General features: G+C 58.4%; 10 protein-coding genes, 1 other RNA gene and 1 pseudogene. 1 reads left to right on the top strand and 11 read right to left on the bottom strand.

Annotated features, from left to right (window positions below; translation table 11 throughout):
• Positions 1-137: 137 nt before the first annotated feature.
• The 5 genes from J4G38_RS09620 to J4G38_RS09600 all read right to left on the bottom strand — a co-directional run bounded on the left by J4G38_RS09620 (position 138) and on the right by J4G38_RS09600 (position 8,267).
• Complete coding sequence (locus J4G38_RS09620; RefSeq protein WP_226163320.1) at positions 138-1,130, bottom strand: DUF6602 domain-containing protein; 993 nt, start codon at positions 1,128-1,130, stop codon at positions 138-140.
• Between the two features lie 100 nt (positions 1,131-1,230).
• On the bottom strand, positions 1,231-2,496 hold the full coding sequence (icd, locus tag J4G38_RS09615; protein ID WP_210516712.1) for an NADP-dependent isocitrate dehydrogenase: 1,266 nt from the start codon (positions 2,494-2,496) through the stop codon (positions 1,231-1,233).
• Between the two features lie 130 nt (positions 2,497-2,626).
• Positions 2,627-5,707 carry a M16 family metallopeptidase gene (locus tag J4G38_RS09610; protein ID WP_226163318.1) on the bottom strand — a complete coding sequence of 1,027 codons (3,081 nt, stop codon included), beginning with the start codon at positions 5,705-5,707 and terminating at the stop codon, positions 2,627-2,629.
• Positions 5,708-6,163: 456 nt separating this feature from the next.
• Complete coding sequence (locus J4G38_RS09605) at positions 6,164-7,069, bottom strand: hypothetical protein (RefSeq protein WP_226163316.1); 906 nt, start codon at positions 7,067-7,069, stop codon at positions 6,164-6,166.
• A gap of 22 nt (positions 7,070-7,091) precedes the next feature.
• A complete protein-coding gene (locus J4G38_RS09600) occupies positions 7,092-8,267 on the bottom strand; it encodes a DNA polymerase III subunit gamma/tau (protein ID WP_226163314.1) in 1,176 nt (391 codons plus the stop codon).
• 322 nt (positions 8,268-8,589) lie between these two features.
• Between J4G38_RS09600 and ssrA the strand changes: the two genes are divergently transcribed.
• Positions 8,590-8,962, top strand: a transfer-messenger RNA (tmRNA) gene (gene ssrA, locus J4G38_RS09595).
• A 164-nt stretch (positions 8,963-9,126) separates the two neighbouring features.
• Here ssrA and J4G38_RS09590 read toward each other — a convergent pair.
• The 6 genes and pseudogenes from J4G38_RS09590 to J4G38_RS09565 all read right to left on the bottom strand — a co-directional run bounded on the left by J4G38_RS09590 (position 9,127) and on the right by J4G38_RS09565 (position 12,845).
• Positions 9,127-9,540 carry a hypothetical protein gene (locus J4G38_RS09590; RefSeq protein WP_210516716.1) on the bottom strand — a complete coding sequence of 138 codons (414 nt, stop codon included), beginning with the start codon at positions 9,538-9,540 and terminating at the stop codon, positions 9,127-9,129.
• 82 nt (positions 9,541-9,622) lie between these two features.
• Positions 9,623-10,608: pseudogene (locus tag J4G38_RS09585) on the bottom strand (P-type ATPase); the annotation flags it as partial.
• A gap of 203 nt (positions 10,609-10,811) precedes the next feature.
• A complete protein-coding gene (locus J4G38_RS09580) occupies positions 10,812-11,168 on the bottom strand; it encodes a DUF6799 domain-containing protein (protein WP_210516718.1) in 357 nt (118 codons plus the stop codon).
• 281 nt (positions 11,169-11,449) lie between these two features.
• Positions 11,450-11,659 (bottom strand): heavy-metal-associated domain-containing protein, encoded by a 210-nt coding sequence (locus tag J4G38_RS09575; protein WP_210516720.1) that lies wholly within the window; start codon positions 11,657-11,659, stop codon positions 11,450-11,452.
• A 141-nt stretch (positions 11,660-11,800) separates the two neighbouring features.
• Entirely contained in the window at positions 11,801-12,136 is a 336-nt protein-coding gene (locus J4G38_RS09570; protein ID WP_210516722.1) for a four-helix bundle copper-binding protein, read from the bottom strand.
• A gap of 64 nt (positions 12,137-12,200) precedes the next feature.
• Positions 12,201-12,845, bottom strand: coding sequence for a helix-turn-helix transcriptional regulator (locus J4G38_RS09565; RefSeq protein ID WP_210516724.1), 645 nt, complete (start codon positions 12,843-12,845; stop codon positions 12,201-12,203).
• Positions 12,846-12,847: the final 2 nt, after the last annotated feature.

Below are 12,847 nucleotides of genomic sequence, written 5' to 3'. Positions count from 1 at the left end.
GCTAAACTACGCTTCGGGTTGCAAAAGTGCCGGGGGTTGCACTAGTTATTGGCTACTGGTGCCTAGGCGCAAGCCACAGGCTCGAAGCTAGTGGGCTGCGCGTCACAGACACATGCCAGTCGAGGTTGTAATAGGCTTTAATCTGAATGAGTTGCTGCTATAATGTTATTCCATTCATCATCACTCCATTCTTTAAAAAACTCTGAGAATACTGCTAATTGCGATGTCCATTTTCTAATTTGTTCATTAGTTTCAAGCCCTTCATCAAGGCATCTTATTGAGTTTATCAGGCTCTCTCGCTTTTCCGATGATATATGCCTCACAGCGTTGATGAAATTTTTCTTTATCAACTCTTCATTATAGATATTGATTATATCTGCCGGATTTTGGTAATACGATATAATACTGTGTGTCCTAATCGCCTTTGGAAGGTAAACATTGATATACCTTATCATTTCCAACAAAGTATAGGCTGGAGTATCAAACCCAGCAATACCCTTCAATAAGGTTGCTTCGTTTCTTGCATCTCGCCCTTTTATTGGTACTCCTTCTCCTCTCCGGAGGTTGATAAAATACCCTTTATTCAAAACGAATATTGCATCTGGCTGCAAGTGCAGTGGAACACTCTTAAGCTTTTTACGCAATTGCATGAAAATTGCTTCAATGCTTGTTTTGCTATCAAACGCAAAAACTAAATACGGGATTCTTTGAATCATGTATTCGTAATCCCCTGCAAACCCTTTAGCAGTCATTCCCAATGTCAACTGTCTATCTAGTTTTTTTACTGAAATACAGTTTTTAATAATCCTATCTATTTCATTACTACTAATAACAGCTTTCACTTGAACAACAAAGTCAACGCCTTCACATAAAATCAGTTCACCCGTTTTAGTTCTAAAAGGTTGGTCATCATTGCACACACATACGTCTATCTCGTCTGAAGCTTTGCCTAGCGAATCAATTATCTGATTGTTATTACTAATAAAATTACATTTGATGTGCTCAGATAAAAATTCAGAAACTATCTTCTCATTATTCGACCCTTTCACAGCTGAATCAGAATAAATATCTCTGATTCTTGCAAAATCTTCAGTTATCCTTCGCTGATGAGATGCAAAGTATTTTTCCAATTTCGAATTCTCGCGCATAATATTTCTTTAAACCAAAACCCCCGCGCCAGCCAAAGCCGACGCGGGGGTTTCTGTTGGTGCTTAGGCAGCGGCCAAGCTACTACATATTCTTGATAATTTCCTGGCCGAATTCGCTCGTTTTGAGCAGGGTGGCGCCTTCCATCTGGCGTTCGAAGTCGTAGGTCACGCGCTTGCTGGCGATGGCGGCTTCGAGGCCTTTGTTGATGAGGGCGGCGGCCTCTTTCCAGCCCATGTATTCGAGCATCATCACGCCGGAAAGGATGACCGAACCGGGGTTCACCTTGTCGAGGTTGGCGTATTTGGGCGCCGTGCCGTGGGTGGCTTCGAAGATGGCGTGGCCGGTTACGTAGTTGATGTTGGCGCCCGGCGCGATGCCGATGCCGCCCACGATGGCCGCCAGCGCATCGGAGATGTAGTCGCCGTTCAGGTTCAGCGTGGCCACCACCGAATACTCCGAAGGGCGCAACAGAATCTGTTGCAGGAAAGCATCCGCAATGCTGTCCTTGATGATGAGCTTGCCCTGGTCCTGGGCCTGCTTTTGCAGCGCGTCGGCCACGGCCACGCCCTGCTTGGCCACGATTTTATCGTACTGCGCCCAGGTAAACACCTTGCTGCCAAACTCCTTCTCGGCCAGTTCGTAGCCCCAGGTTTTGAACGCGCCTTCGGTGAACTTCATGATGTTACCCTTGTGCACGATGGTCACCGACGGCAGCTTGTGCTCCAGCGCGTACTTGATGGCGGCGCGCACGAGGCGCTCGGTGCCTTCTTTCGACACCGGCTTGATGCCGAACGAGGACGACTCGGGGAAACGAATTTTCTTCACCCCCATCTCATCCACCAGGAATTCCAGCATTTTCTGGGCCTGGGGCGTGCCGTACATGTACTCGATGCCGGCGTAGATGTCCTCGGTGTTCTCGCGGAAGATGACCATGTCGGTCAGCTCCGGGTGCTTCACCGGCGAGGGCACGCCGTCGTAGTAGCGCACGGGGCGCACGCAGGAGTACAGGTCCAGTTCCTGGCGCAGGGCCACGTTTAGCGAGCGGATGCCACCACCCACTGGCGTCGTTAGCGGGCCTTTGATGCCCACGAGGTATTCGCGGAAAGCATCCAGCGTTTCGGTGGGCAACCAGTTATTGGTGGCTTTGTAGGCCTTTTCACCCGCCAGCACTTCCTTCCACATCAGCTGCTTTTTGCCCCCATAGGCCTTCTCGACGGCGGCGTCAAATACAAGTTTGGAAGCCCGCCAGATGTCCGGACCGGTCCCGTCGCCCTCGATGAAGGGAATGGTCGGTTTGTCCGGAACGGTCAGCTTGCCGTTTTTTATGGTGATTTTTTGCTCTGCCATGGGGTATTATTTGTCAGTTATTAGTTGTCGGTTGTCAGGTGGGAATGCAGAATTGTCGGCCATGAGGAGTGCTGGGCACTGTTCCGGTCACCAGCCTGACAACTGACAACCACCAACCGACAACTAGGAATCAGTACCCAAAAATCTCTTTCAGCGTGAGCTGCTGCACGGTGCCGTACTTGGCCAGCTCCTTAAAATTGAGCCGGTCTTTCGAGCCAATAACCAGGATAACCTGGTTCTGGCCGCGAATCTTGGCTATTTGAAACTTCTTCAATTCGTCAAAAGTCATTTTCTGCGTGCTGGCGTACACGTCGCGGCGCAGGTCGTAGTCGAGGCCGAGGCGCTTGGCGCGCTCGTAGCTGAGCAGCACATTGCCTTTGGTGATGCGCTCGGTGCTGATGCTGTTGCGCAGAGCATTCTTGGCGATTTCCAGGTTGGCTTCGGCCACCGGCATATCCGTTAGCAATGCCTCCATGCCAGCCATCGCCTCGGGCAATTTGTCGCTCTGCGTGCCGATGTAGCTCAGGTTGTAGTTGGAGCGGCCCAGCTTGTCGGCATTTGAGTAGCCGGAGTAGGCCGAGTAGGCCAGCGCCTTGCTCTCGCGCAAATCCTGAAACACGATGCTGCCCATGCCCCCGCCGAAATACTCGTTGTAGAGCGCCACGGTGGGCACCATATCCTTGCTATACAAATCGCCCTTGGTCAGGAACAGGATTTCGGCCTGTACCATGTTGTAGTCCACCCAATACACCTTTTTGTCCTTCAGCGGCTGCTCGGCGAAGTCTTTGGCAGCGGGTGCGGGCGTGAGTTTGGCGGGCGTTTGGTGGAGTTGCCACAATATGTCGACTACTCCATTTCCTTGCCGGCTACCAATTGTTCCCAGTTGAACAACACTTTTGCCTTTGGAATTAACTTTTGTTTTTGGCAAAGTCTCTGCGTTCAATTCACCAACAGGACGCGGCCCGTAATACAGCACCCGGTGCTGATACGTCTCCAGCTTCTTAATCAGGGCCGTGAGCTGCTCGGGTTTCAGCGCCTTTAGCTCTTTCTCGCTGAGGATATTCGTGAAGGTATTTTTGGGGCCGTACTTCACGTAGTTCACCATCGCTGCATTTAGAATTACGCGCTTTTCGAGCTTGGCATCCTGGCGCTGCTTGAGCACGCCGGCCACCATGTTTTTCAGGGCGGCGGCATCGGGCTTGGGCGCGTTCAGCAGCTCCTCAAACAGCTTCAATGCCGGCTCCAGGTTGCTGTCGAGGCCATTCAGGCTCACAAAAATGCGGTCGGGCCCACTGCTCACGTTGAAGGAACAGCCCAGCTTGTAGAACTCCTGCTGCAACTGCGCGGCGGTGTATTTCCCAGCACCAAGGTATTGCAGGTAATCGGCCGCCAGGCCCCAACGCGGGTCATTATTGGTGCCGATGTCCAGGATATAGGACAAGTTAAACAGGCCGTTTTCGGCGTTGTGCGTGTAGTACAGCGGCAGACCGGGCTTTATTTCGGTTTCCTGGACGTCCTTTTTGTAATCCACAAACACCGGCTGTAGCTCCGTGCTCGGCATCGCCGTCAACTGCTTGTAGTAGGCCGAAGACACGTCGCGGTTGGCCGGCACGGGCGTGATGGCAGGCTTCACCACCTTCACCTTATTGGGGTCGACGCCGGTGCGCTTGAACACCGCCACGTAGTTCCGGCCGTAGTTGTCGTTAGCGAATTTCACAATTTCAGCCTTGGTAATCTTGCCGAAATCGTCCTGCTGCTTCAGGTAATCTTTCCAGTCGACGCGCTCGATAAACGCCTCGTACATGGCGCTGGCGCGAGCCTCGTTGCTTTCGTAGCCCTTGGTGCGGGTCAGCTTCTCGTTGTTGATGATGGCCGGAATCAGCCAGTCGGGGAAGTTGCCGGCTTTCACCTTGGCCAGTTCACCCTGCAGCAGGGCCTTCACGTCTTCCAGCTTCTGCCCCTGGCGTGGCGTGCCGTAGATGACGTGCGTGGAGTAGTCGTCGTTGAGGTCGGTGAACGAGGCGGCCTCCAGCACTTTCTGCTGCTGGTTCAGGTCGAGGTCAATGAGGCCGGCCTGGCCGTTGGTCAGGATTTTATCCAGCATGCGCAGGCGCACGGCATCGTGGCTGGCTTTGCCCGGCAGGCGGTAGCCAATCATCACGTTTTCCGACTGCGGCCCGACGATTTCGCGCGTCACCGGCGCCGTAATCGGCTGCTCCACCGGCGCGTTGAAAACCGGCACCGGCTTGCTCGGCAGCGCGCCAAAATATTTATCAATCAGGCGAATGGTTGTGTCGTAATCCAGGTCGCCGCTCAGGCACAGCGCCACGTTGTTCGGCACGTAGTACTGGCCAAAATACTTCTTAATCTCCGTGATGGACGGGTTTTGCAAATGCTCAATCGTGCCGATGGTCGTCTGCGTGCCGTAGGGATGCGTGGGGTACAGCGCGGCATTCAGCGCCTCAAACTCCTTGTTGAAGTCGCTGTCCAGCCCCCGGTTTTTCTCCTCGTACACCGCTTCCAGCTCGGTATGAAACAGGCGCGGCACCATCTCCTGCATTCGCTCCGATTGCAGCGCGGCCCATTTCTCCAGCTGGTTGCTCGGAATGTCTTCCTGGTACACCGTTTCCTCGTTCGAGGTGTGCGCGTTCGAGCCCTTGGCCCCGATGGCGCCCATTATCTTGTCGTACTCATTCGGCACGGCGTATCTGGCCGCCACGCCCGAAATTGAGTCAATCTGATGATAGGTCCGCTTGCGGGCGGCTGCATCATTGCGCTCGCCGCGGTACACTTCGTACAGCGCCTCAATCTTGTCAAGCTCAACTTTTTCCTTGGCCCAATCCTGCGTGCCCAGCTTCGATGTGCCCTTGAACACCATGTGCTCGAGGTAGTGCGCGAGGCCGGTAGCGGTGGCGGGGTCATTTTTAGAACCAGCGCGCACCGCCAGATACGTCTGGATGCGCGGCGCATCCTTGTAGTCGGACAGATAGACGGTCAGGCCGTTGTCCAAATGGTATACACGAGCTTGCAGCGGGTCGCCGGGCACCGATTCGTAACGGTATTCCTTCGGTGCGGCCAGAGCAGCGGGTGCAGAAGCAGGGACGGCGGCAGACACTGCAGTGGCAGTAGTTACCGGCTTGCTCGATTGGCACTGCGTGGCAACACCTAGCACCGCCAGGGCCGGAAACAGCAGCAAAAAAGGATTTTTCACGAAGGGCGCAGGCGGGTAGCTGGGGGATTCAAAAAACAAAGGTAACTGGCTGATAGGGGAATAAAAAACGAATTTTTACCTTATCTTAGCAGATTGTAGCCACCGCTGATTCGCCGCTGCCTTTGGGGTTGCTTCCTCCCCAATCGTTTGCAGGTTTTGCGACTGGCATGGAGCTTGGTGATTCCGGAAGGCGTCATGTGCAGTCCGCGAATATTCTTACTTCCAACGACTCATTTACCCGCCCAAAGTTGCGTAGCCAAGGTCATCAGCCCTTGTTGAGGGCTGTCGTGGTTGCGCGCTCGGCTGCGCGTTTTAGAGGCGTGGCATTGCCAAACCGCTGGTCGCTTCGTAGGCAGCCGGTTCGATCAAGCCGTTTTATCGCCGCTCACAGGCACGGGCGCGTGGCCGGAATGCGCCAGTTACAGAGTCGCAGGGTTCAGACGAAATCCAAGCTGCCTAAAAATCGGCTTCCAACCCCAGGCGTTGCTTGGCTTCGCGCAGGGCGGGAAACCGTTCGGCCAGGTATTCGAACTTATCCGAGGCGGTGTAAAGCTTGCGGGCCGAGGGTGCGGCAGCGGCCACTACTGGCTGCACCGTGAGGCGCGGGTGGCCGGTGCGCCGGCGCAGCTCGGCCAGGAATTCTACCCGCATTTCGTTGAACTGGTCCACCTGAATGGGGTTGTCCACGGCCAGCTCGATGTTGTGCTCGGCACTGGCTGTCACGGGGCGGTTCAGGACCCAGTATTCGCTCATGCGGTCCTGGGTGCGGCGCTCTTCAGCCAACTCCTGCCACACGCGCTGCAACAGGGCGGAGTCGATGGGTGCCACCGGCCCGCTGATGAACTGCGGCTCGGCAGAAGTGGCAGCGGCCGGGCCGACTGCACGGCTGCCCATGTTCTTGAGGCTGGGCAGCTTGCTGGCCAGGCTGGGAATTTTGGCAAAGGCTGCCTGAGGCGAGGGGCGCGGCTCGGGCTCAATTCCTTCGAAGCTGGGCACGCCGATTTCAACGTGTGGCAGCGTGTCGCGCATCTGGTGGCGCTCGGTGATGGCTGCAGTGGAGTCGGCCTCGATGCTGGGCGTATCGTGCATTTCCTCCACGCCGTTTTCCACGGGCAGGGGCTCAGGGCCATCGGCGGGGGCGGCCCCGGTGGCCACGGGCGCACCAGCTGGCATTGGCAGCGCGCCCGGCGCGGCAGCCGGGCGCGGGGCGGCCGTGTAAGGAGCGGCCGGCGACTCAGTGGCATACGCAGCGGGCGACGCGAACGAAGCGGCCGGAGTAATGGCAGCCGCCGAGGCTATTGGCGCGTACTCAGCGTGGCCGGTGCTACCAGTGCTACCCGGAGCAGAGGCAACGGCAGGCACTCCTCCCCCACCGTTTAGGCCGCTAGTTTTTTTTTTTAGCCTCGCCGTTATCTGACGATGACCTTTGGTTGGTGGCGGGGCTTAGCTCGCGCACGAATTGCACGGCTCCGTTCAGGTAGGCCAGCTTCATCAGGGCCAGCTCGACGTGAAGGCGCTGGTTTTTGGCCTGCTTGAACTCGCGGTCGCACTGGCTGATGAGGTTGAGGGCCGAGAGTAGGAAGGCCAGCGGCGCGGCCTGGGCCTGCGCAACGTATTGTTTTTTAATGCCATCCGATACTTCCAGCAGCTGCACGGTCACGGCATCTTTGCACACGAGCAGGCCGCGCAGGTGCTCGGCGGTGCCCACCACGAAGTTGTGCAGGTCGAAGCCGTTCTGCATCACCTCATCGAGCAGCAGCAGCGCGGCCGAGAGGTTTTCGGTGAGCAGGCTATCGATGAGGCGGAAGTAGTAGTCGTAGTCGAGGATGTGCAGGTTTTGCACCACCTCTTTGTAGGTGAGGTTGTTGCCGCCGAAGGTGACCATCTGGTCGAACATCGACAGGGCATCGCGCAGGCCGCCGTCGGCTTTCTGGGCCAGCAGGTGCAGGGCGTCGTCTTCGGCGGTGATGCCTTCCTGGGTGGCCACGTAGCGCAGGTGGCTGCGCATGTCCTCCACCTTGATGCGGCTGAAATCGAAAATCTGGCAGCGCGACAGGATGGTGGGAATAATCTTGTGGCGCTCGGTGGTGGCGAGGATGAAGATGGCGTAGCTCGGCGGCTCCTCCAGCGTTTTCAGAAACGCGTTGAAGGCCGCGTTCGAGAGCATGTGCACCTCGTCGATGATGTAGATTTTATATTTGCCGGCCTGCGGGGCGTAGCGCACCTGCTCCACCAGCGAGCGAATGTCCTCCACGGAGTTATTCGAGGCCGCGTCCAACTCGTGCACGTTGAACGAGGCGTTTTCCCGGAAGGCCACGCAGGAGGCGCAGGTACCGCAAGCCTCGGTTTCAGGGCTGAGGTTGGTGCAGTTGATGGTTTTGGCCAGGATGCGGGCGCAGGTGGTTTTGCCCACCCCGCGCGGGCCGCAAAACAGGAACGCCTGGGCCAGGTGCTGGCTCTGAATGGCGTTCTGCAGCGTGGTGGTGACGTGCTGCTGCCCCACCACGCTGCGAAACGTGGAAGGACGGTACTTGCGGGCCGAAACGACGAAATTATCCATAAGTTCTGTTGACAAAGTTACCCAGAAACGGGCGGCTTTGGAAGCGGTCGGGCGGCCGTCTGGCTTATCATCAGGTTATCAGAGCGTCATGTCGAGGGCAGCCGAGACATCTCGCTCGCATCGACTTCACGATTGGATTACTACCCCGAGCGAGATGTCTCGGCTGCGCTCGACATGACGTTCCTTTTTCCTGTTCCGATGCAATCCAAACACGCAACCCGCCGGAAACCTTCCCTCCGCCCCTGCCGTTTCAACTTCACCGCGTACCTTCGCGGCCCGCTTAGCCTTTCGAGGCGACTGCGGGACTCGTTCTTTACCATTTGGGGATGACCGGAATTGACAGCTTGCGCAAATTGCGGGTAAGCGTGCCAGGAGTTGATGGAAGCTCTCCTGTCAAAAAATCTATCAAACAACAACTGGCGACTATTCGTACGCCATGGCTGCCTAGTTCAGAATTAGGTAATTGCCATCGTTCCGCCTGGGTAAGTTTCTACACCTGGGAGTTCGGAGCGTCGTAAGTAGAAAATAGCCTTCGAGGAGCTGTGACCCGGGGGCGAAACCCAACTGCAGCTAGGGGGATTTCAAAGGCCTGACTGACGCCTGGAATACCATGAAAATCCAAGTCTGGATACGCACGTAGAAAGCACGTTGATTTCCTTGTCTGGACCAGGGTTCGAATCCCTGCATCTCCACTTTAAACCCCGTTTGCGATGAGCAGGCGGGGTTTTTCGGTTTTCGGGGGACGCTTTAGGGGACAAATCATTTTTACAAGCAGCCTGATTGAAAGTGCTAGTAGTGAAATGTAAGGCCCACGCCCCATCCCTACTGGTTGTCGTAATTGGCGCTGAGCGAGGCGTATTTACTGCCCATTGTAGCGAAAACCGAGGGTGAACTCGCGGTCCGTATTGGCCCGAATGTCCATGAATACGTTGTTGCTCAGGGGCTGGTCGCGGCGCTCCAGCTGCGCCCGCAGCTGGCCGGTAAGGTCGGTGCGAAGTTCGGCCCGGACCGGCAGGGGCAATAGGTAATGCACGCCAACTTCGGCCTGCCGGCGGAAGTTGCGGTTGTTTTTCTCGGTCCGGCGGTTGCCGCCCTCGGTGTCCGAGGCGGAGCGCCGGGTTTTGTTGTCGCGCAAATTTTCGTGCGCCGCGAATACGGCCGCCGCCCGGGGAGCCAGGCCCGTGGGCAGGACGTGAAACGTGGTGCTGGCGGCCAGCGGCCCCACGAAGCCGCCCGCCATTACCGCCAGGCAATCCACCGCACCAGGGGCCAATCTTTGAACACCAGTACCGCCTGTAGCGCAGTGGCCAGCAGGAGGATGAGGACGATGGGGAAATGCACCACCAAGGGGTTCGCTATTTCAGTGACCGGCGCAGTAATTGCGCGTTCAACGCCACGATGACGGTGCTCGCGCTCATGAGCACCGCGCCGATGGCCGGGCTCAGCACAAAGTGCGGGTACAAGCCCCCGGCCGCCAGCGGCAGGGCAATGACGTTGTAGCCCGTGGCCCAGAACAGGTTCTGCATCATCTTGCGGTAGGTGGCCTTGCCGGACTCCACCAGGTTGGTAATGTCAGTGGGCTTGCTGTTGACCAGTATGATGTCGGCGGTTTCGGCTGCGATGTCGGCGCCCGAGCCTACGGCGATGCCCACGTTGGCCTGGGCCAGGGCCGAAGCGTCGTTCACGCCCTCGCCGTTGACCGCCCCGGCGATGACCTTGGCGGCGGCCTCCTTCTGCACCGGCACGCTTTCGCCCGTAAGCATGCTCTCGTTCACGGCGCTGCAGCCGTCCACCACTTCGCCATCGGTGGGAATCCGCTCGCCGGGCCGCACCAGCACCAGGTCGCCGACCACCAGGGCCGAAACCTTGACATCGCTGATTTTATTGCCTTCCTTCTGATGGGCCTCGGCCGGGAGCAGCTGCACCAGCAGCTCCAGCGAGCGCGAGGCTCCGGCCACCGACCGCATTTCGAGGTAGTGCCCCAGCAGCATGATGTCAATCAGCGTGGCGAGTTCCAGAAACAGGTCCATGCCCCGCAGCCAGCCCACCGTCACGGCCACGCGGTAGCCGTAGGCCACGGTAATGGCCACTGCCACCAGCGTCATCATGCCCGGCTACCGGCCGCGCAGTTCCCCACCGTGCCGCTGAGGAAGGGCCAGCCGCCGTACACGTAAATGACCGATGCCAGCCCCAGCAGCAGCGGGGTGCTGTAGGAAAATGAAAGGTGGTAACCGGCCAGGGCCTGAAACATCATCGGCAGGGCGACGATGGGCACGGACAGGGCCAGGCACACCCAGAACCGGCGCAGGAAGTCCGCGACCATGGCCCCGTGGTCGTGCCCGCCCGCCGGGCTATGGGGGCGTGGTGGGGTACGCGGACGGGGACAGCTTGGCGATGGAGGGGGCGTGTTGATGCTGCATCCGGCGGGGGGTTGGGTCGCTGTAAAAAAAAAGCGAACTCACGGCCAGCCGCGAGTCCGCTAAACAGGGGGCGTTTCCGCGCCTGCCGCGGCGAGCGGCGAGGACCGAAACCAGTACCGCCCGACTACATTTTCATGCCTTCCATCTTGTGGCCGCTTTTCGAGCCGGCGGGCATTTTCATTTTGCCGCTCATCATCATGCACTGGCCGTCCTTCATCTTCATCGTGGTGCCATCCTTCATTTTGCAGGTGCCATCGGTCATGCACACGGTGCCATCGGCCATGGTCATGTCGGCGGTCATGGGCATCATTTTGCCGCCTTTTATCATCGTCATCTTACCGTCCTTCATCATGCAACAATCCTGATGCGATGACTTGGTGGCGGAATGGGCATGGGCGGCCTTCGGGGTCGTCTGGGCGTGGGGTGCGCTGGTCAGGCCGGCGAACAGGAGGGCGGTCAGGAGATAGGGGAGCTTTTTCATGAAAGGGGGAAATGACGGTTGACGAGATACGTGTAAGTGACGGGCCAGACCGCCGGGCCACTCGTTCGCCAAGGGCAGAAACGAGGAGCCAGCGGTGCCAAAGGTCCGCCAGGGCTGCATGGGGGACCATGACAAGCGAGGCCCCAATAGATAAGATTTGTCAGCTTGCCGGGCGGGCTGTGCCGGGCGCGAATTCGACGGTGTTGAGTTGGTGGGCAACGCTATCGAAACCAAAAACGCCCGGCGGAGCCGGGCGTCTGGGCGGGGTAAGCAGCAAGGGATTAAGCCGCCTGAATCTCAAAGCCGGCATTTTCGACGGCCTGCACGACTTGCTCCGGAGTAAGCTGGTCGGAGCTGACCGTGAGAATCTTGTCGGGGTTGGCCGTGTCAACCTGCCAGTTGCCGGCTCCGGCCTGCTGGTTGAGGGTGGGCGTCACGGCCTTGATGCAGCCGCCGCAGTTGATGTTGGTTTTGAATTGAAGGGTTTTCATGACGAATTGAGTTTAGGAACCCGCACCGGGTTCGTGCCAATACAACACGCAAAGCTGCGGCCAAGGTGGCACCGGCGGGGTATAGAATTGCGCAGGGGACTTGCATGATTTCCCGCCGGCAGGCCACCAGAAAAACCCGGCTTAGGCCGCAATGCCGGCGCGGCAGGCTTCCTCGCAGCGACGGCAGGCCTCGGCGCATTCCCGGCAGTGCGGCATGTGGGCCGCGTGCTTTTCGCACTCGTCGCCGCAGGCTTTGCAGACTTCGGCGCACTCGCGCAGCAGGTGCGGGCCATGCTCCGAGCCGCGGGCAATCAGGCGAACCGTCAGGGCGCAGACATCGGCACAGTCGCGGGCGAGGCCAATACAGCGGGCCATCATTTTCACGTCTTCTTCCTGTAGGCAAGCGGTGGCGCAGGGTTCGCAGGCGGCGATGCAGGCGTTGAGGGCGTTGAGGAGGGCTTGGTTTTGAGCGGGCATGCGGGAAGGGGCTAGAAGTGAATGGGGGTTGAGCCTGAACTACCCCTTCTGATACCCATAGTGCTCAGCTTGGTTTTGCATCAATGCCCCCGTGGATTGCATCATTTGGCGGCGCGGCGTCGGTCCGGGTCCGGGTTGCTTCCTGCTGGCGGTAGGCGGAAGGCGAACATTGTGCAAACCGCCGGAACTGGGCGGAAAAATGCGCCAGGCTGCCGTAGCCCAGCCGCCGGGCAATGCGCCCGATGTTCAGCCTGGAAGTATCCAGCAGCTCCTGCGCGTAAGCGAGCCGGCAGCGCGTGATGTAACCAAGCAGGCTTTCGTGGCCGGGCAGCCGGGCGAAGACCCCGTGGATTTGGCGCACACTCAGGCCCATTTCCTGCGCCAGCGTTGGAATGAAGTCGCGGTGCCGCAATGTTTCGGCGTGGCGCAGCAACTCGTCCACCACGCGCTTCACCTGAGCGGCCTGGGCCTGCTGCGGGCTTTCCAGCAAGGCAAAGCCCGCCGTGAGGAGGGCGGCCCGAATGCGCGCCCAGTCCAGCTCCGGGGCCGGGCCCGCGACCGTGGCGGCCCCCAGGCGCACGTCGAGCACGCGCAGCCCCAGGTTTTCCAGCTCCCACCGCACCACCCGAATACCCCGCGCACAGACCATGTGCTTGATATAAAGCACACAGCCGGCATCATCGGGCGCAAGGGATTCAGGAAGCGACATGG

Source organism: Hymenobacter terricola (assembly GCF_017921975.2).
In the GTDB taxonomy this organism is placed as follows: domain Bacteria; phylum Bacteroidota; class Bacteroidia; order Cytophagales; family Hymenobacteraceae; genus Hymenobacter; species Hymenobacter terricola.
Note: the sequence above shows the minus strand (reverse complement) of the source record. Positions and strands in the feature narration are given on the sequence as shown.